The following is a 17,488-nucleotide window of genomic DNA, read 5'->3' as shown; positions in this document are numbered from 1 at the left end:
CCGTGCAACAGGCCGGCCAGTACAACAGCGGGGCGAGCTTAGGAACCGCAATGCCCGACGTCAGCATCGTCATCGCCGCGTGGAACGCCGAGGGCTTCATCGCCCAGGCGGTGAGCGACGCCCTGGCCCAGCAGGGGATCTCGTTGGAAGTGATCGTGGCCGACGACGCTTCGACCGACAGCACCCGCAGCGCGGCCGCTGCGGTTTCAGACGAGCGGGTCCGCTATGTGCGGCTGCCCCGGAACGGCGGGCCAGCCGCGGCTCGCAACGCCGGCTTCGCCGCGGCCCGCGGCGAGTGGCTGATGGTGCTGGACGCCGACGACCGGATGGATCCGGGCCGGGCCGCGGCCCTGGTCGGTCTGGCGCGGACCGAGAAGGCGGACATCGTGGCCGACAACTTCAGGGTCATCGCCCAGGACGGTTCGGCGCCCCGCCTGCACATCGCCGAACCGCTGGACGGGTCTTTCGAGACGATCGACCTGGCCATGTTCATCCGCGAGAACCAGCTGTTCCAGACGCGCCCCGGCTATGGCTATCTGAAGCCGGCGTTTCGGCGGGAGTTCCTCGTCGCCCACGGCCTCGCCTACGATCCGGCGCTCCGGATCGGGGAGGATTACGACCTCGTGGCGCGGGCGCTGGCGGCCGGCGCGCGCTATGTCCGCCATCGCAGCGCCGGATACGCCTATGTCACCCGCGCGGGCTCCATTTCCCACCGGCTCGGCGCCGCCGACGCCTGGGCGATGGTGGCGGCCGAGGAGCGCTTCCAGGCCGATGCGCCGGCACAGGGCCGGGAAATGCGCGGGCTCCTGCGCCGGAGGCTCGCCGGCCTGCGCGATGGGGCGGCGTTCTGCGACATGGTCGAGGCGATCAAGGCTCGCCGCCCGGGAGCCTTCCTCAGCGCTCTGGCGCAGCGACCGCTGGCGGCCCGCCATTTCAAGATGCCGATCATGGCCCGCCTGCGACGGGCGACGGCTCAGTAGGAACCCTTGCGGAAGAGCACGGCCGGAATGGTCATGGCGATGATGCCGACATCCCGGCGCAGCGAACGCGATCGGACATAGAGCCGGTCGAGCGCCACGCGGCGGCGATAGGAGATGTCATTGCGCCCGCTGACCTGCCACAGGCCGGTGATGCCGGGTCGCACGGCGCAATAGTGGCGGAAGCCGCGGCCATAGCGGACGATCTCGCCCTGAACAATAGGGCGGGGCCCCACCATGCTCATCTCCCCGCGCAGGACGTTCAGCAGCTGGGGCAGTTCGTCGATGCTGGAGCGGCGCAGGAAACCGCCGATGCGCGTGATGCGCGGATCGTTCCGGAGCTTATGGTCGGTGAGCCATTCCCGGCGGGCGGCAGGGTCCTGAGCCAGCAGGCGTTCCAGCCGCGACTCGGCGTCCATCACCATGCTGCGGAATTTCAGGCAGGCGAAGGGGCGCCCGTTGCGCCCGATGCGCTTGTGCCCGAACAGCGGCGATCCGCCGTCCTCCACCCAAATGAGCAAGGCGATGGAGAGCATGGTCGGGCCGAGGACGATCAGCAAGGCGCTGGCCAGCAGGATGTCCAGGCCGCGCCCGAGGATCGACGTCCGACTCCGGACCGGAGGCGCATGAACCGATCGGGCGCGGGACGACGCAGCCGCCGCCGGGTACCGCGGATCGGACGGCGCTAGAGCTTCGCTATTCCGGCCGGCGGCGTCGTGAAACACAGTAAAGCTCCGGATAACGCTAATATCGTTCTAACGCGCCGGAGTCGTGCGCCAAGCGGAATGTTGCGCCGCAGCAGATTTTACCCGCGAAGGGCGAAATTACACACAACGGCCGTGCGCCTAACAGAATTTCGCCACGTTAAACCTGCATAAAGCGCGGTCCGCGATACTGGGCGGGTTCAGAAGGAACCGCCCCCGTGGCTTTACCGAAAGTCCGCTCCCAGCCGCTCGAAGGCGAGGCAGTCTCTTCGCCTCAACGCGCCGTGCGCCTGGCCGGCGCGGACGCCCCGGCGGCGCCCTCCCCCGCCCGCGCCCTGCAGGAAGGCCTTGCGGCCACCTGGCGCGAAGACGACCGCCTGGCGCCGATTCCGGGCCGCTGGTCGGCGCGGCGCAGTTTCGTCTTCATCGCCGGATCTTCGGCCCTGCTGTGGGCCGGCATCATCGGCGGCGTCGCCTATCTGCTGAACAACTAGAGCGCGTTCCACAAAAGTGAAACCCGATTTTGCGATCAGAACGCGCTCAAACCTTCGAGTTCAGAGCACGATTCAACGGCCAGACGATTCCGTCTGACCGCATCGTGCTCTAGGGCTCGCGTCCGCTGCGACCGAAGCCCTGGGCCAGCGGCTCCAGGGCGTATTGCAGGGCGGTCCGTTTCCGCAAGGTGATCATCACCTCCGCCGCCAGGCCAGGGCGGATCCCTTCCTCGACGCCCCGCGCGCGCTGCAGCGCAGCGAGCTTGGCCTTGTCGACCTTCACCTCGATCTCGAAGAACTGGGCGCCGGTCCGCTCGTCGATATAGCTGTCGGCCGAGACCTTCTCGATCCGCCCGTCCAGGCGGGGCAAGCCGCGATCGTGGAGGGCCGGGAACTTGACCCTGGCGGATTGGCCCACCCGCACGTCGGCGGCGTCGCGGGCGGGCAGCTTGGCCGAAACCACCAGATCCTGCTCGGTCGGCACCAGCCGCAAGATGGTCTCGCCGGGCCGGGCCACCGCACCCGGAGCGTTGACCTGGAGAGCGAAGATGCGACCGGCCGCCGGCGCCTTGACCTCGGCCCGTCGCAGAAGCTCGCGGGCGGCGGCGAGTTGGGGCTCCAGCGCCCGCAGGTCATCCTGGGCCATGCGCAGTCCCTCGGCGATCTCCCGTTCGCGCCGCAGGCCATATTCCGAGATCTGAAGCTGGGCCTCGCCCACGGCGCTGGACAGCCGCGCGACGTCGGCCTGGCGCGAACCCATCGCCCCTTTCAGGCCCGCGGCGGTCTGCTCAAGATCGTTCACCTTGATGCGCGGCGCATAGCCCTTGTCGGCCAGGGAGCGCATGGCGTCCAGCTGGCGGCCCAGCACCTCGTCCTGGGTGCGCAGGGCGGCGAGCTCGCGCTCCGCGCCGGTCATCTGCTGGCGGCCTTGCACGACCCGCTGGGCCAGCACGGCCTGCTCCGTCCGAGCCGCGGCGAGGCGGGAACGCAGGGTGGCCTGCTCGAGCGCCAGGGCCTGACGCGCCTGTTCGCCGTCTTCACCGGTCAGGAGGTCGAAACCCAGCCAGGGCTTCAGCTCGGTCGCGCCGGAGCGCTCGGCTTCCAGGCGGGCGATCTCTGCGCGGCGGGCGACAACCCGGGCGTTGAGCGCGCGGGCGTTCTCACGCACGTCGGCGGCGGCGAGGTCCAGCAGGACGTCGCCCTTGGCCACCAGGTCGCCTTCGCGCACGTGCAAGGCCTGGACGACCCCGCCCTCGCGGGACTGGATCGCCTGAGGCCCGCCGCTGGTGGTGACCGTGCCGCCCGCGAAGGCCGCGGCGTCCAGCGGCGCCACCGCCGCCCAGCCCAGGAAGCCGATGAAGAACAATCCGCCCACGGCCAGGCCGTAGCGGATCTCGCGCCGGGGATCGCCCAGGACGGCGGGGCCGAGGTTCGCCGTGGCCGCCAGGCTCATGCCCGCAACCTGTATTCGGCGATGGGGGGGCGTGCCGGCTGGGCCGCGGCCCCCGCCGCCGAGACGGGGCGCGGCGCGGCCTGCACGTTCGAGGGCAGCACCTGCTCGGGCGTGCCGAACGCCTTGACCTGCCCCTCCTTCAACACCAGCACCCGGTCGGCCACGCGGATAGCGCCGCCGCGGTGGACGACCATCAGCACCGCCGCGCCGCGGGCGCGGGCTTGGCGCAGAGCCTCGATCATCGCCGCTTCGCCTTCCGGGTCGAGATGGGCGTTGGGCTCGTCGAGCACGAGTACGCGCGGCTGACCGTAGAAGGCGCGGGCGAGCGCGATCCGCTGACGCTGGCCGGCCGACAGCCCCGCGCCGTCGAAGCCGATCTGGGCGTCGTAGCCCTGGGGCAGGCGCAGGATCATCTCGTGGGCGCCCACGGCGCGAGCGGCCTGCACGGCGCCCTCGTCGGCCTCGGCGGAGGGAATCCCCCGGTGCTCGGCGAAGCGGGAGATGTTCTCCTTGATGCTGCCAGGGAACAGCACGAAATCCTGAGGCAGGTAGCCGATGTTCTCGGCCAGCTGGTCGGCGGGCCAGTCCGCGAGCGCCGCGCCATCCAGGCGCACCGCCCCGCGGTCGGGAAAGCCGGCGCCGGCGGCCATGCGGATCAGGGTGGATTTTCCGGCGCCGCTGGGACCGAGGACCGCCAGCACCTGGCCGGGCTCCAGCTCGAAGCTCACATTGGAGAGCGCGATCCGATCGCTTTCCGGCGGCCGGGCCCAGACGTTCTCGAAGCGGAGCTCGCCGCGCGGGGCCGGCAGGCGCGTGCGCTCGGCCTCCTGGGCGAGCCGGGGCAGCACGGCGTCCAGGCGCTGCTGGGCGTCGCGGGTTTGGACGATGGTGCGCCAGCCGGCGACCAGCTGTTCGACCGGCGCCAGGGCGCGGGTCATCAGCACCGAGGCGGCGATCACCGCCCCGGCGGAGATCTGATGGCTCATGGCCAGATAGGCGCCGATGCCGAGCGCGCCCGATTGCAGGGCGATGCGCAGGAACTTGGTGACCGACAGGAAGCCGCCGGCGCCGAAGCTGGCGTCGGTCTGCAGGCCGATCAGTTCCCGTCGGTCGTCGATCTGGCGCGCCACGAGCGGCCCGGTCATGCCCAGCGCGCGGACCGCCTCGGCCGCCGCCGAAACGTGGTCCTGGCGGGCGTAGGCGCGCACATGGGCCTCGTTGGCGGCGCTGGTGGTCGGGCCGGTGGCCTTTTCGTTCAGATAGGCGAGGCCGGCAAGCGCGATCATCGCCACCAGCGTCATGACGCCCAGCAGCGGGTGCAGCAGGAAGGCCGCGACAAGGAAGATCGGCGCCCAGGGCGCATCGAAGGCGGTCATCAGGGCGTGCCCGGCGATCCCCTGCCGGAAGAGGTCGAAGTCGCGCAGGATGCGGGTGCGCTGGGCGTGCGGAATGCGCGGATCGCCGAGGACGGCGGCGAGGATCTCGCCCGACATCGCCGCTTCCAGCCGGGCGCTGAGGCGCACCATCAGGCGCGAGCGCAGCCAATCGAGGATGGCCAGGGTCCCCAGGGCGAAGAGCAGGATGAGGCTGACGAGAACCAGCGTCATGCGCCCTTCGGTCGGCAGGGCCTTGTCGTAGACCACCAGCATGTAGAGCGTCGGGGCCAGATGCAGCAGGTTCAGGCCGGCGCTGAAGACGGTGGCGTAGAGGATGTGTTCGCGGCAGCAGGAGAGCGTCCGCTTGAGCAGGGTCGATCGCACGAAGGGCAGGGACACGCCGCGGAACCTCTCCACCCGCGCGACGCTCTGGCCGCGCTTCCAGGCTGGGAGCCTAGGGCACGGTCGTTTGGGAAGGGTTAACCATAAACCGCCCGCTCAGCGGACGAAGCACTCGCCGCCGGCGGCCGTCACCTTGCGGCAGAAGACGGCGGCCGCCTCCCGGGTCTGAAAGCCGCGCAAGATGGCGCGATGGAAGGTGCGGCCGTCCACCCGGGCCTCCTCCACCACGCCGGAGACGCCGGCCGGCGTCAGGCGGCGAACCTTCAGCAGCGCCTGCTCGGCTCCGGCCCGGGTCCCGGCAGCCGCCACCTGGACGCCGACCCGCCCCGGCCGCGCCGCGACGGCCGGTTTGGCCGGCGGGGGCGGAGGCTGCGTCGGTGTACTGGCCGGTGGCGGGGCCGCCGGGGGTTCGAGGCCCACAGTCGGGCGCAGACGTGGCTTGGCGGTCTCGGCCGTGGCGATCGGCGCGTCGGGATCGAGGCTCGCCAGCTGCAGATCGCTCGAGCGGCGCAGACCGCATACGGTGCGCAGGACGTCGGCGAGATAGGCCTGAGGCGAAGGCTGGATCCAACCGCCGGGCACGGGGCGCTCGCGCGGAGTTCCGGCCAGGCCCGGCCTGTCGAAGGCATGCATCTCGACGACGCGGTCGCGACGGGTCTCGCAATCCACGTCCACGCGCGATCGCATGGAGACGAAGCCCAGGGTTTCGGCGGCTTCCGGTCCGAGCGCCTCGCCGTGCAGCACCACGCCCTCGACCACCCCGTCGGGGCGGCGGGTTCCGGGGTCGCGGATCGCTACAGCCAGGCCCTGGCGGATGCTGACGACCGACTTCTCGGGAAGGCCGCTCAGGCGCGCCATGCTGCGGACGTCGGCAGGGCGCAGGGCCGCCTGGCTCGCCGCCGCGTTCCACGCCGCCAGCGCCAGCCCGCAGCCGCAGGCGGCGGCGAAAGCCCGTCGTCGAAATCTGAGGCCCGAACCCATGGCTGGTCTGCGCGGCTGCTTAACCATGCCGGTATGCCGCAGTTCGCAGAATGGCGCTACTGGACGGACTTCAGCCGATGACGCCGACCAGCCTCAGGATGAGGACCCAGGCCGCCATATTGGCGCCGAGCGCCAAGCACAACCTCCAGTTCAGTCGTCGCCGCGAATGTATCGGTCTCTCGGCGCTCCCCCTCCGCCCCCCGACCGGGACGTCGGCAAAGTACGCCATGGCTCCACCTCCGGGTCCTGGACCCCAAGCGCTTGCTGCGCCTGGGGCCAAACACCCCCGCAATCTCCTGTCCCGCATTAAGGAATGCATTTAAGTCGAGAGTCGTTCCGGCGCGCCGGACGCACGCTAAGGGCGCAGAGCGCGGCCTTCAGGCCAGGGTCACGAAGAGCTCGCTTTCGAGCGCCCATTGCCCGACCGACCTGCGCCAGACGGCCAGATAGGTCCCGGACATGCGGGTGCTCTTCCAGACCGCCTCCCAGGTTCCGAACTCCGCAGCGCGCGCCGCCTCGAAATGGAGGCGCACCTCTTCCGTCGTGCGGACATAGGTGACGAAGTCCGGATCCGCGAACTGGGCGGCGAAGGCTTCCAGCACCGCGTCGCGGCCCATCAGAATCCCGCCCTGCCCTGGGATCAGCACCATCTCCGGAAGGAAGAACGGCTTTAGCCGGGCCGCATCGTGGGCTGCGATGAGCTTGTTGGTCAGCTTGCGCCGCGCGCGGATCGCGTCTTGGGCCGTCGTCATCGGTTCAGCTCCAACCCCGCCCCCACGGCGGCTCGCCGGCATATCGGCCGACAAGGAAGTCGACCAGGGCCCGCACCTTGGCCGGCAGGTGCCGGGCGTGGGGATAGACCACCTGGATGGGCAAGGGGTCCGGCTCGTCGCCGCGCAGGATCGCCTGGACGCGGCCCAGGCGCAGGTCCTCGGCGGCGACGAAGGCCGGTACGCGCGCCACGCCGAACCCCCGTCGGGCGGCGGCGAGGCAAGGCCCCGCCCCGGCGAAGCGCAGGCGGCCGGTCACGCGCACGTCCTGACGCCCCGAGCCGCGCCCGAAGGTCCAGACCCGCGGCTCCGCCAGATTGAGATCGAGGATCGTCTCGCGCTCGGCCAGTTCGGCCGGGGTGCGCGGCGCGGCGAAGCGGGCGAGATAGTCGGGCGAGGCCACGGTGACGATCTGCGTCTCCGAAAGCCTTCGGGCTACGAGACTCGAGTCCGGAAGGCGGGTGATGCGGACGGCGGCGTCGAAACCCTCGTCCACCAGATTGGTCATGCGGTCGGTGAAGGAAACCTCCAGGCTCACCTCCGGAAAGGCGCGGGCGAAATCGAGAAGGGCGCCCTCCAGTTCGACCGCGCCGAAGGCGATCGGCGCAGAAAGCTTGAGCAGACCCCTCGGCCCGGCGTTCTCCTGAACCGAGGCCTCCAGCGCCTCGAACTGCTCCACCAGGGCCCGGGCGTTCTGGAGATAGGCGCGGCCTGCGTCGGTCAGCGACACGTCGCGGGTGGTGCGGTTGAGCAGGCGGGTCTTCAGCCGATCCTCCAGCCGCGCCACCAGCTTGGAGGCCTGGGCCGGGGAGACGCCGAGGCGCCGCGCGGCCTGCGCGAAGCTGCGGCCGTCGGCGACGGCCACGAACATCGCCATTTCATCGAGGCGGTCCACTGGATTATCTCCAATCCGGAAACAGATTGTTTCGTTCTGAAAAGATTATCAACAGCGCAGCGAGGGCACATCTTCGCGACAGCCGGCGACGGGCCGGCGTTCGACGGAGGTGTTCCATGTTCGCTTCGCTTACCCGTTTCCAGCCCCAGCTCCTGGCCGTGCTGAGGATCGTCGCTGGCGTGCTTTTCCTGGCCCACGGCGTGGTCAAGCTGTTCGGCTTCCCCGAAGGCGCTCAGCCGGGACAGCAGGAGATCCTCAGCCTTTTCGGGATCGGCGCGATCATCGAGCTGGTCGGCGGCGCTCTGATCGCGCTCGGCCTCTTCACCCGACCCGCGGCCTTCATCGCCTCGGGCGAGATGGCGGTCGCCTACTGGATGTTCCACGCCCCGGCGAGCCCCTATCCGGTCGTCAACGGCGGCGACGCGGCCATCCTCTACTGCTTCCTGTTCCTGTATCTGGCGGCCGCCGGCCCCGGCGCCTGGGCGCTGGATAATGCGGCGCGGAAAGCGAAGGCCTGAGCCCATGACCCGCCAGCCCGCCTTCTACATCCCGCATGGCGCCGGCCCCTGCTTCTTCATGGAATGGACGCGGGGCCCCGCCGACACCTGGGACGCCACCGCCGCCTGGCTGAAGGGGATGATCGTGGCCCTGGCGGAGCGGCCGAAGGCGATCCTGATCGTCTCCGGCCACTGGGAGGAGGATCTATTCACCCTCGGTTCGGCCGCAGCCCCGCCGCTGGTCTTCGACTATTACGGCTTTCCCGAGCACACCTATCGGCTGAGGTTCGATGCGCCCGGCGCGCCGGAGCTCAGCCGCCGGGCGCGTGAACTGCTGACCGGCGCGGGCCTCCCGGCCCGGGAAGATCCGGCGCGCGGCTGGGACCATGGAGTCTTCGTGCCCCTGAAACTGGCCCTGCCGGAGGCCGACATCCCCGTGGTCCAGCTTTCCCTGCGCAACGACCTCGATCCCGCCGCCCACTACGCTGCCGGACGGGCGCTGAAGCCCCTGCGAGCCGAAGGCGTGCTGATCGTCGGCTCAGGCATGAGCTGGCACAACATGCGCGGCTTTTCGCCGGCCTTCACCGAGCGGTCGCGCCGGTTCGACGCCTGGCTCACAGAGGCCATGGCCAGTCCCGCGGGTCGCGAAGCCGCCGTCCGTGCTTGGGAGACCGCGCCCCACGCCCGCGAGGCCCACCCGCGCGAAGAACACCTCGCCCCCCTCTTTGTCGCAGCCGGCGCGGGCGACGGCGAACCGGGCCAGGTCGCCTTCCGCGACGAGGTGATGGACGTGGCGGTCTCCGCCTTCCGGTTCGGATAAAGGCCTACTCGCCGACCCAGTTGCCGTGGAAGCCGAAGGGCACGCGCCGCGGCAGCTCGGCCGTGGCGATCGGCCCCTTGGCGACGTCCTGCGCCTCGAAGACCAGCAGATCGCTGCGGTTCTCCGCCGCCCGCCAGACCACGGCGGTGACCCAGCCGTCGCCTTCCGGCGCATCCGCCGACCTGGGCGTAAACACCGGCTCGGAGGTCATGTCTCCCCCGGTGAGCGCATAGACCTGCTTGCGTCCGGTGGCGAGATCGACGTGGGCGATGGCGTTCTGCTTGATGGTCTTGGCGCCGGTCGGATCGGCGGCGAACCAGCCGTGGCGGTAGCCGAAGCCGGAGAACCGCTCGTCGAAGCGGGGGAACTCGCCGTCGAGATCGTCCAGCGCCTCGACGCCGACGACGTCGCTGGCGCCCGAAAGGTCGAATCTCCAGCGCACCAGACGCGCGGCCGTCTTGCGGCCCGGCGAGCCGTCGGCGTTCGGGAACAGCGGCGCGGCCGGATAGGCGAAGACATCGGCGTAGAGCTTCCCGTCCGCCTCCCAGGCGTTCATCGGATGAAAGACATAGCAGGCGTCGACCTCGAACCAGCGGATGCTGGAAACCTCGGCGTCGCGACGCATCACGCCCACATAGCCGCCCTTCTCAGGCTCCCAGGCGAAGGCCGGCAGCCCCTTCATCGCCCGCTCCAGGCTGGCGGTCAGCGGCAGGATGGGGAAGAGCACGTAGTTCTCCGTGACCATGAAGTCGTGCACCATGGCGGCGTAGGGCGCCTGGAAGTCGTCTCGGCGGACCACCTGGCCTTTGGCGTCGGTGACGCCGTAGCTCATGCCCGCCGAGAGCGGCGTCTCTCCCACGCCGTAGCCGAACCAGACCATCTCGCCGGTCTTCGGATCGATCTTCGGATGGGCGGTGGTGCGACCGCGATAGTCCGGGACATAGCCTTTCGACCGAAGCGTCCCCGGCTCCATCTCGAAGGGCATGTGCCCTTCCTCAAGCGCCAGCAGGCGGCCGGCATGGAAGACGATGTTGGTGTTGGCCACGCCCGAATCCTTGCCGAGCGCGACGGGATCGGTGGTCATGGGATTGCCGAAGGCCCCGAACAGGGCGCGGCCGTGTTCGTGTTCCAACTCCCATTTCGGCGTGCGGACATAGCGGTTTCGGTAGGAGACCTTGCCCCCCTCCACCCGGAAGGCGTGGATCATTCCGTCGCCGGTGAACCAGTGGTACTCGCCCCGCGGCTCGAACTGCGGATTGGGGCCGGTGCGGTAGAGCGTGCCGCGCAGGTCTTTCGGGATTTCCCCCTTCACGACGAGATCGAAGTCGTCCTCGCTGCGCACGGGGGCGAAGTTGCCCGTCAGATAGGGATTGATGCGAATCTCGCCGTCCATGGTGTTTCTCCCTTGGGATGCCGGCTTCAGGCCGGTCGGATGATGTGTCCTTCGTCGGGCTTGGCGCGGCCGTCCACGACCAGCCCATAGGCGGCGAGCAGGGCCTCCGGGCCGCTGTGGTGCACGAGCTTCAGCCAGGGCGCTTCGGCCACGAAGGCGCGCAGGGCGGTCATGAACTCCGCGTCCAGGCGGCCCGGGCCCCATTCGGCCGCGCGCTTGCGGATCTGGTCCGGGGCGAAGAAGAGCACGGGCTTGGGTCCAGGCAGGTCGGCCTGGGCGCCGCGCTCGGCCTCCCAATGCGTACCTCCGACGATCAGGCTGCGCGCAAGATCCTCGCCCAATGCCCGATGGACAGCTGCGACGACCGCCGGATCGCCGGCGAAGTCGACGAAGGCCGCGGGCCCCTCCACCGCCAGGTCGCCGGCGCGGTCGTAGGTCGTAAGGCTGTCGTAGAGGCCAAGGCCCGCCAGGCGTTCGGCGTTGGCCGGCGAGGTCAGGCCGACCACCTGCCGGCCGCGGCGGCGCGCGGCCCAGGCCAGGCCCATGGCGGTCTTAGAAGAGGCGCTGGAAAGCACCAGGGTCTTCAGCTCCGGATCCTCGGCCAGGAAATCGTCCAGCAGCCAGGATGTCATGAACAGCGGCCGCAGGAGGGCGCGATGATCGTCCATCGGATCCTCCGGCGCTTCGGCGTAGGCGTTGTAGGTCGGCGGCAGCTCGGCGCGATGCGGCGCCGCATCGACGAAGCCGTGCCGCCCCTTGGCGAGCCTTGCGACGAAGCGGCTGGACATCGGCAGATAGCCGAACAGGCGCAGGCCGACGGGAACCTCGGGCGCCGCCGAACGCGTCACGCGGGCGAAGCCCCAGACCGGAATACGCCCCCAGCCGTCGGCCGCGGGAAAGAACTTCCAGTATCCGAACGCGTCGCCGATGGCGCCGTAGGTGACGTTGTTGGCGGTGAGGGCGAAACGCTCGACCTCCAGCTCCACCTCGCCGTCCGCCAGAGCGGCGTTCCCCGGCGCCTGGCGGATTTCGGCGCGGCGGAGATCCTTGCGATCCACCAGAAGATCCCAGTCCATGGTCGTCCTCTCCGCCGCCAAGCTTTTTACGTTGTAAATTTATTACGTAAGAGCTACGCCTGCACAAGCAGTAATTGTCCGATCGAGTATATTCGATGCCACGCGTCCTGTCCGAAGCCGACGTCGCCGACTTTCGCGAGCGCCTGTGCGAGGCGGCTGAACGCCTCTTCGCCGAAAAGGGGCCGGAGGCGGTGACCATGCGCCAGCTCGCCGCCGAGCTGGGCGTCAGCCCCATGACCCCCTACCGTTATTTCCAGGACAAGGACGACATCCTGGCGGCCGTGCGCGCCAACGGTTTCAACCGCTTCGCCGAGGCGCTCGAGAAGGCCTACGCCTCGGCCAAGGGCGCCCGGGCGAAAGGCGCGGCGGTGGGCGAAGCCTATGTCGACTTCGCCTTCGCCCATCCGCAGGCCTACAAGGCGATGTTCGATCTCAACCAGCCGCACGAGGAGAACTATCCGGACCTCGTGGCCGCCGCCCGCCGGGCGCGGGCGACCATGACCGACTATGTGAAGGATCTCGTGGAGGAAGGCGTCCTGGCCGGCGACCCGGAGGAGATCGGCCGCATGTTCTGGGCCGCGGCCCACGGCGCCGTCGTCCTGGAGCTGGCCGGCAAGATTCCGGCGGGCACGGCGCGCCAGCTCCACCGCCACATGAACGGCGCCCTGGCCAAGGGTCTGCGCCCCGAGGCTTGACGGCCGCTGGGGAAGGCGCGGAGCTATCGGCCTCGTCTCCTCCTCCGCGGCGGGGAGCGGAACCAGAACAGGGGAGGATTTCCGTGAGCGCCATCGCACCCTTCGAGGTCGCCTGGAATGAGGCTGCCGTGCAGGCCCTGCTGGATCAGGTGCGCGCCTACCCCTGGCCGCCGGCGCCGGAGGTTGCCGACGGCTGGGCCTATGGGTGCGACGGCGCCTATCTGAAAGACCTCTGCGCGCACTGGACCGACGGCTACGACTGGCGCGCGGCCGTCGCCGAGCTTAACCGGTTCCCGCAATTCACCGCCCGGGTGGAGGACTACGACATCCACTTCCTGCATGTGGTCGGCGAGGCCAGCGGCCGGCGGCCGCTGCTCGTCACCCACGGCTGGCCCGGGTCGCACTACGAATTCTGGGGCGTGATCGAGAAGCTGGCCTTTCCCTCACGGTTCGGCGGCCGGGCCGAGGACGCCGTCGACCTGGTCATTCCTTCACTTCCGGGCTTCGGCTTCTCGTCGAAACCGGTGCGCCCCATCGGCCAGCGCACCACGGCGCGGCTGTTCAATACCCTGATGACCCAAGTGCTGGGCTATCATCGCTACCTCGCCCAGGGCGGCGACTGGGGCGCGCTCGTCACCTCCTGGCTCGGCCATGACCACGGGACCAACGTTTCGGCCATCCACCTGAACATGATCGGCCTGCGGCCCCACGGCGGCCCGCAGGACGAGGCCGAGGTCGCCTGGATCACCCGCCAGGGGGCGATGATGGACGTGATGGGCGCCTATTTCCGGCTGCAGGCCTCCAAGCCTCAGTCCCTGGCTTGGATGGGCGCGGGCAATCCGGTCGGCCAGGCCGCCTGGATCGCCGAGCGGTTCCACGACTGGTCCGACCTGCGCGAGAAGAGCTTCGACCAGGCCCATCCCAAGGACCGGCTGCTGACCAACATCATGATCTATGTGATGACCGGGAGCTTCACGACGGGGGCCTGGTACTATCGCGGCCTGCTGGAAGAAGGCGGCGTGGCCCTGAGGGCGGGAGAACGCTGCGAAACTCCCACCGCCTTCGCCAACTTCCCGGGCGAGCCGCTCTATACCGCGCCGCCGCGGTCCTGGGCGGAGCGCGCCTACAACATCGTGCGCTGGAGCGACCTGCCGCGGGGCGGCCACTTCGCCGCCATGGAAGAACCGGACCTCTTCGTGGACGACGTCAGGGCCTGGGCCCGGGAAGCCTAAGCCGCGTCGGCGGCTTCCAGCACCTCGCCCAGGGCGGCGATCAGCTTGCCCAGCTCCAGCGGCTTGGCCACCACGGCGTCCATGCCGGCCAGGCGATACTCGGCTTCCTGGTGAGCCATGGCGTTGGCGGTGAGCGCGATGATCGGCGTCCGGCGCCGCCCCGCCGCCCGTTCCCGCTCCCGCACGCCGCGGGCGGCGGTTGGGCCGTCCATCACCGGCATCTGGACGTCCATGAGGATGACGTCCCAATCGCCTTCGTCGTAGGCGGCCAGGGCCTGGCGTCCGTCGCCCACGCAGACCACCTCCAGACCGAGCTGGGCCAGCAGGGTCTTCAGCACCAGCTGGTTCATCGGATTGTCCTCCGCCGCCAGGATCCGGATTTCCGGCGTCGGCGCGGCGGCTAGCGGAGTCGCTGCAGGCCTAGCCGCCTCGACGGCGCGCGGCAGCGGCAGGCAGACGGTGAAGACGGAGCCTTCGCCTAGCCGGCTGCACGCGGCTATCCGGCCGCCCATGAGGGCTGCAAGCTCCCGGCAGATGGCGAGGCCGAGGCCCGAACCTCCGAACCTCCGAGTGGTGGAAGCGTCCTCCTGCACGAACTTCTCGAACAGCGCCTCCAGGCGATCCGGCGCGATGCCGGGTCCGGTGTCGGAGACCTGGATCACCAGTTCGTCCTTCGCCCGCGAGACGACGGCGCGCACCGAGCCGGCGGCGGTGAACTTCACCGCGTTGGAGACGAGGTTGTAGAGGATCTGGCGCACCCGCGTGGGGTCCCCCTGCCAGAGCCCCCGCGCCTGCGCCTCCACCTCGACCTGAAGGCTGAGGTCCTTTTCGGTGGCGAGGGTGGTGAAGGTCGCCTTGACGCCCTCCATCAGCGCCTCGATGTCGATCGCCCCGTCCTCGAGGTCCAGCCGCCCAGCCTCGATGCGGGAGAGGTCGAGCAGGTCGTTGAGCAGGGCCAGCAGGGTTTCGCCGGCTTGGCGGATCACCCCTAGCCGCTCGCGCTGGCGCGCTGGAAGCTCGTCGCGCTCCATGGCCTGGGCCATGCCGAGGACGCCGTTCAGGGGGGTGCGGATCTCATGGCTCATGGTCGCCAGGAAGGCGGACTTGGCCCGGCTGGCGGCGTCGGCCTCGTCGCGGGCCTTGCGAAGGCGCAGGTTCAGCTCCTTCAGCCGCCGCTCGGAGCGCTTGATGTCGTCAATGGACTGGGTGACCACGACGCAGCGCACCGGCCCCTCGCCGACGAAGCGGGAGGCGGTCATGCGAAACCATTCGCCGTCCAGGGCCTCATAAGCGCGGGCCAGGCTCTCGGCGCGCCCCTCCAGCACGTTGCGCAGGTCGCGCTCCAGCCGGCGGCCGTGGCCACGCGGCAGACGGCGGACGATATCGAACATGTTGAGGCCGAGGGGCGAATAGGGCTCGCCCCGCAGCTCCGCCCCCTTCCGGCGGAAAGCGGCGTTGGCCGCGACGATGGCGCCCGTCTCGTCGATCACCGCCAGCAGGCCGGCCATGCCGTCGATCACCCCTCGCCCGAAGCGCTCGGATTCCTGCAGGCTGGCGGTCGCCTCCCGCTGAGCGGTGACGTCCTGGCTCGCGCCGACCAAGGTCACGCAACGCCCGTCCACGAATTCGGGCTCGCCCATCACCCGCAGCCAGATCGGCCGCCCCTGAGCGTCGAAGCCCCGGGCCTCGAAGTCCACCCGCTCGCCGGTGCGCGCGGCCTCGGCCACCTGCCGGCGCACCAGGTCCCGTTCCTCGGCGGCGTAGACGACGAGCGACTCCTCGGCGTCCTCGATGGCCGGGCGCCCCAGGAGGGCCTGCAGCTCCGACGTCCAGCGGACCTGACCGGTGCGGAGGTTCACCCGCCACCCGCCCAACTGGGCCAACCGACTCGCCTGGCGCAGAGCCGCGGCGGTCGCATTCAGCCGCTCCCGCAGTTCGTGGGCGGGCGTCACCTCGGAGAGGATCCAGACGAAGCCTTCCGGAACTCCCGCGGGATCCCGCGTTGGGCGCACATCCATGTCCATCCAGAACAACCGGCCCCCCTTGCCCCTGGCCAGCAGCTCGGCGCGGAAGCCCTCGCCGGCCTGCAGATGCCCTGCGACCTGGGCGACAGCTTCGGCATCGGCTTCGGGGCAGTAGAGCAGGTCCGCCGGCCGGCGCCCCTGGGCCTCGGCGGGATCGAAGCCGGTCATGGCCACGAAACCGTCGTTGACCCATTCGATCCGGCCGGCGGGATCGCAGAGCACGACGGCGTGCGCGGAGGCCTGCGCGGCTCGCGCAAGCCGTCCCGCCAGATCCTCGACCTGCGTCGGATTCATTCTCGCCTCCCCCGGAGGGAAGGATCGGCGGCGTCCGTGAAGAAATGGGAAAGCCTCTTTCCAGCACCGCCCCGCGCGCCCTAAAGGCGACGCATGGCCCGTTACGACTTCGCTTCGGACAACACCGCGCCCGCCGCGCCGGAAGCCATGGAGGCGGTCTTGGCCGCCAATTCCGGCTTCACCCCCGGCTATGGGTCGGACACCGTGACCGCGCGGGCGGCCGATACGGTCCGCGCGGCGCTGGACGCCGACGCCGAGGTGCGGTTCCTGGCTTCGGGCACGGCCGCCAACGCCATCTCCCTTGCGACCCTCTGCCGGCCTTTCGAGGCGGTGATCGCCCACGAGCACGCCCATATCTGCACCGACGAGACCGGGGCTCCGGGGTTCTTTGGCCAGGGGCTGGGGCTGATCGGCCTGGCCGGCGCGTCGGGGCGGCTGGATCCCGCCGCGCTGGAAGGTCCCCTCGCCGCGCCGGACCTGGCGCACCGGCAGTCGGCGGCCGCGCTCTCGCTCACCAACGCCACCGAATACGGCACGGTCTACAGCGTCGACGCGCTTTCGGCCCTGATCGCGCCGGCAAAGGCCAAGGGCCTGGGCATCCATCTGGACGGCGCCCGCCTGGCCAACGCCGCCGCAGCGGGATTCGACCTAAAGGCGATCGGACGGCTGGGCGTCGATATTCTGGTGCTGGGCGGGACCAAGGCGGGAATGAGCCCGACCGAAGCCGTCGCCATCTTCGATCGCGGACTCGCCCACCGCTTCGACGCTCGCCTGAAGCAGGCCGGCCAGTTGCCGTCCAAGACGCGGTTCTACGCCGCCCCCTTCATCGGCATGCTGGAGAGCGGCGCCTTCCTGCGCCATGCCGGCCACGCCAACGCCATGGCCCGGCGCCTGGCGGACGCCATGCCCTTTCCCTTGCGCCACCCGGTGGAGGCCAACGCCGTCTTCGTGGAGATGGACGACGCGCGGCTCTCGGCCCTGCACGCCGCCGGCTGGTTCGTCTATCGCTTCCTGGACGGCTCCGTGCGGTTCATGTGCTCCTGGGCGACGACGCCGGAAGCTGTCGATGAACTCGCCGAGGCGCTGAGAGCCATTGCCTGAGGCGGGGCAAAGCTTGCCGGAAACCCGGCGAGTGTGTGGCGCGAACACCGCACTTGGGCGCCGATCTGAAACGGGCTTGCGTCAAACCTTACCTGTTTGTCACTTTTGGTTTGCTCGCGTTACACGAGCGTGACAGCTTGCCCCACCGCCGTAACCGCCGGCATCGCGACGATGCGTTTTACGCCTCGAGAATCGCTGAGCCAGCCGGAAAGGCGACTTCCGCGGCGCCGGGCCACCCTTCCGGCGCCTTCCTCTCACGCTTCCAGGCCGGGGGGCCGAATGAATATCACGATGAAGAACATGC

The 17,488-nt window shown here is 70.0% G+C and carries 16 protein-coding genes; 7 read left to right on the top strand and 9 right to left on the bottom strand.

The genetic code is table 11. The features are described from left to right. Window positions 1-50 precede the first annotated feature (50 nt). A complete protein-coding gene (locus tag ACK41C_RS09145; protein WP_409653011.1) occupies window positions 51-980 on the top strand; it encodes a glycosyltransferase family 2 protein in 930 nt (309 codons plus the stop codon). Here ACK41C_RS09145 and ACK41C_RS09140 read toward each other — a convergent pair. Further along, window positions 974-1,702 (bottom strand): sugar transferase, encoded by a 729-nt coding sequence (locus tag ACK41C_RS09140; RefSeq protein WP_409653009.1) that lies wholly within the window; start codon window positions 1,700-1,702, stop codon window positions 974-976. The genes ACK41C_RS09145 and ACK41C_RS09140 overlap by 7 nt on opposite strands. Window positions 1,703-1,899: 197 nt before the next feature. Here ACK41C_RS09140 and ACK41C_RS09135 point away from each other — a divergent pair, with 197 nt between their 5' ends. Next, window positions 1,900-2,175 carry a hypothetical protein gene (locus ACK41C_RS09135; RefSeq protein WP_409653007.1) on the top strand — a complete coding sequence of 92 codons (276 nt, stop codon included), beginning with the start codon at window positions 1,900-1,902 and terminating at the stop codon, window positions 2,173-2,175. A gap of 109 nt (window positions 2,176-2,284) precedes the next feature. Here the strand turns inward: ACK41C_RS09135 and ACK41C_RS09130 are convergent, their stop codons facing one another. The 5 genes from ACK41C_RS09130 to ACK41C_RS09110 form a co-directional block, all read right to left on the bottom strand. Then, entirely contained in the window at window positions 2,285-3,628 is a 1,344-nt protein-coding gene (locus tag ACK41C_RS09130; RefSeq protein ID WP_409653005.1) for an HlyD family type I secretion periplasmic adaptor subunit, read from the bottom strand. Then, window positions 3,625-5,403 (bottom strand): type I secretion system permease/ATPase, encoded by a 1,779-nt coding sequence (locus ACK41C_RS09125; RefSeq protein ID WP_409653004.1) that lies wholly within the window; start codon window positions 5,401-5,403, stop codon window positions 3,625-3,627. Before ACK41C_RS09125 ends, ACK41C_RS09130 begins: the two co-directional genes overlap by 4 nt. Before the next feature lie 99 nt (window positions 5,404-5,502). Then, on the bottom strand, window positions 5,503-6,387 hold the full coding sequence (locus ACK41C_RS09120) for an SPOR domain-containing protein (protein WP_409653002.1): 885 nt from the start codon (window positions 6,385-6,387) through the stop codon (window positions 5,503-5,505). 377 nt (window positions 6,388-6,764) lie between these two features. Next, on the bottom strand, window positions 6,765-7,139 hold the full coding sequence (locus tag ACK41C_RS09115) for a YybH family protein (RefSeq protein ID WP_409653001.1): 375 nt from the start codon (window positions 7,137-7,139) through the stop codon (window positions 6,765-6,767). Between the two features lie 4 nt (window positions 7,140-7,143). Next, window positions 7,144-8,052 (bottom strand): LysR family transcriptional regulator, encoded by a 909-nt coding sequence (locus tag ACK41C_RS09110; RefSeq protein ID WP_409652999.1) that lies wholly within the window; start codon window positions 8,050-8,052, stop codon window positions 7,144-7,146. Window positions 8,053-8,168: 116 nt separating this feature from the next. Here ACK41C_RS09110 and ACK41C_RS09105 point away from each other — a divergent pair, with 116 nt between their 5' ends. Further along, on the top strand, window positions 8,169-8,570 hold the full coding sequence (locus ACK41C_RS09105; protein WP_409652997.1) for a DoxX family protein: 402 nt from the start codon (window positions 8,169-8,171) through the stop codon (window positions 8,568-8,570). Window positions 8,571-8,574: 4 nt separating this feature from the next. Next, window positions 8,575-9,369 carry a DODA-type extradiol aromatic ring-opening family dioxygenase gene (locus ACK41C_RS09100; protein WP_409652995.1) on the top strand — a complete coding sequence of 265 codons (795 nt, stop codon included), beginning with the start codon at window positions 8,575-8,577 and terminating at the stop codon, window positions 9,367-9,369. A 4-nt stretch (window positions 9,370-9,373) separates the two neighbouring features. Here ACK41C_RS09100 and ACK41C_RS09095 read toward each other — a convergent pair whose 3' ends face one another. Both ACK41C_RS09095 and ACK41C_RS09090 read right to left on the bottom strand, forming a co-directional pair. Further along, complete coding sequence (locus tag ACK41C_RS09095; RefSeq protein WP_409652993.1) at window positions 9,374-10,762, bottom strand: carotenoid oxygenase family protein; 1,389 nt, start codon at window positions 10,760-10,762, stop codon at window positions 9,374-9,376. Between the two features lie 26 nt (window positions 10,763-10,788). Then, the gene (locus ACK41C_RS09090) at window positions 10,789-11,838 is read right to left on the bottom strand and encodes a DUF2855 family protein (protein WP_409652991.1); all 1,050 of its coding nucleotides are present in this window, start codon (window positions 11,836-11,838) and stop codon (window positions 10,789-10,791) included. A 95-nt stretch (window positions 11,839-11,933) separates the two neighbouring features. Here ACK41C_RS09090 and ACK41C_RS09085 point away from each other — a divergent pair, with 95 nt between their 5' ends. Next, entirely contained in the window at window positions 11,934-12,533 is a 600-nt protein-coding gene (locus tag ACK41C_RS09085; RefSeq protein ID WP_409652990.1) for a TetR/AcrR family transcriptional regulator, read from the top strand. Between the two features lie 83 nt (window positions 12,534-12,616). Next, on the top strand, window positions 12,617-13,765 hold the full coding sequence (locus ACK41C_RS09080; RefSeq protein WP_409652988.1) for an epoxide hydrolase family protein: 1,149 nt from the start codon (window positions 12,617-12,619) through the stop codon (window positions 13,763-13,765). On the opposite strand, the gene ACK41C_RS09075 is transcribed toward ACK41C_RS09080, so the two are convergent. Next, window positions 13,762-16,083, bottom strand: coding sequence for an ATP-binding protein (locus ACK41C_RS09075; RefSeq protein ID WP_409652986.1), 2,322 nt, complete (start codon window positions 16,081-16,083; stop codon window positions 13,762-13,764). The two genes, ACK41C_RS09080 and ACK41C_RS09075, sit on opposite strands and share 4 nt — an antisense overlap. 93 nt (window positions 16,084-16,176) lie before the next feature. Here ACK41C_RS09075 and ACK41C_RS09070 point away from each other — a divergent pair, with 93 nt between their 5' ends. Beyond that, entirely contained in the window at window positions 16,177-17,184 is a 1,008-nt protein-coding gene (locus ACK41C_RS09070; protein ID WP_409652985.1) for a beta-eliminating lyase-related protein, read from the top strand. The last annotated feature ends 304 nt before the right edge of the window (window positions 17,185-17,488 follow it).

Origin of the sequence: Phenylobacterium sp. (assembly GCF_046290725.1) — a bacterium.
In the GTDB taxonomy this organism is placed as follows: Bacteria; Pseudomonadota; Alphaproteobacteria; order Caulobacterales; family Caulobacteraceae; genus Phenylobacterium.
The sequence above is the reverse complement of the archived record's forward strand: the minus strand, read 5'-3'. Positions and strand labels throughout refer to the sequence as shown.

Coding starts and splice junctions, on each gene's coding strand:
- ACK41C_RS09145 (WP_409653011.1), top strand. CDS start 51: ATGCCCGACGTCAGCATCGTCATCGCCGCGTGGAACGCCGAGGGCTTC.
- ACK41C_RS09130 (WP_409653005.1), bottom strand. CDS start 3,628: ATGAGCCTGGCGGCCACGGCGAACCTCGGCCCCGCCGTCCTGGGCGAT.
- ACK41C_RS09120 (WP_409653002.1), bottom strand. CDS start 6,387: ATGGGTTCGGGCCTCAGATTTCGACGACGGGCTTTCGCCGCCGCCTGC.
- ACK41C_RS09115 (WP_409653001.1), bottom strand. CDS start 7,139: ATGACGACGGCCCAAGACGCGATCCGCGCGCGGCGCAAGCTGACCAAC.
- ACK41C_RS09105 (WP_409652997.1), top strand. CDS start 8,169: ATGTTCGCTTCGCTTACCCGTTTCCAGCCCCAGCTCCTGGCCGTGCTG.
- ACK41C_RS09100 (WP_409652995.1), top strand. CDS start 8,575: ATGACCCGCCAGCCCGCCTTCTACATCCCGCATGGCGCCGGCCCCTGC.
- ACK41C_RS09095 (WP_409652993.1), bottom strand. CDS start 10,762: ATGGACGGCGAGATTCGCATCAATCCCTATCTGACGGGCAACTTCGCC.
- ACK41C_RS09090 (WP_409652991.1), bottom strand. CDS start 11,838: ATGGACTGGGATCTTCTGGTGGATCGCAAGGATCTCCGCCGCGCCGAA.
- ACK41C_RS09085 (WP_409652990.1), top strand. CDS start 11,934: ATGCCACGCGTCCTGTCCGAAGCCGACGTCGCCGACTTTCGCGAGCGC.
- ACK41C_RS09075 (WP_409652986.1), bottom strand. CDS start 16,083: ATGAATCCGACGCAGGTCGAGGATCTGGCGGGACGGCTTGCGCGAGCC.
- ACK41C_RS09070 (WP_409652985.1), top strand. CDS start 16,177: ATGGCCCGTTACGACTTCGCTTCGGACAACACCGCGCCCGCCGCGCCG.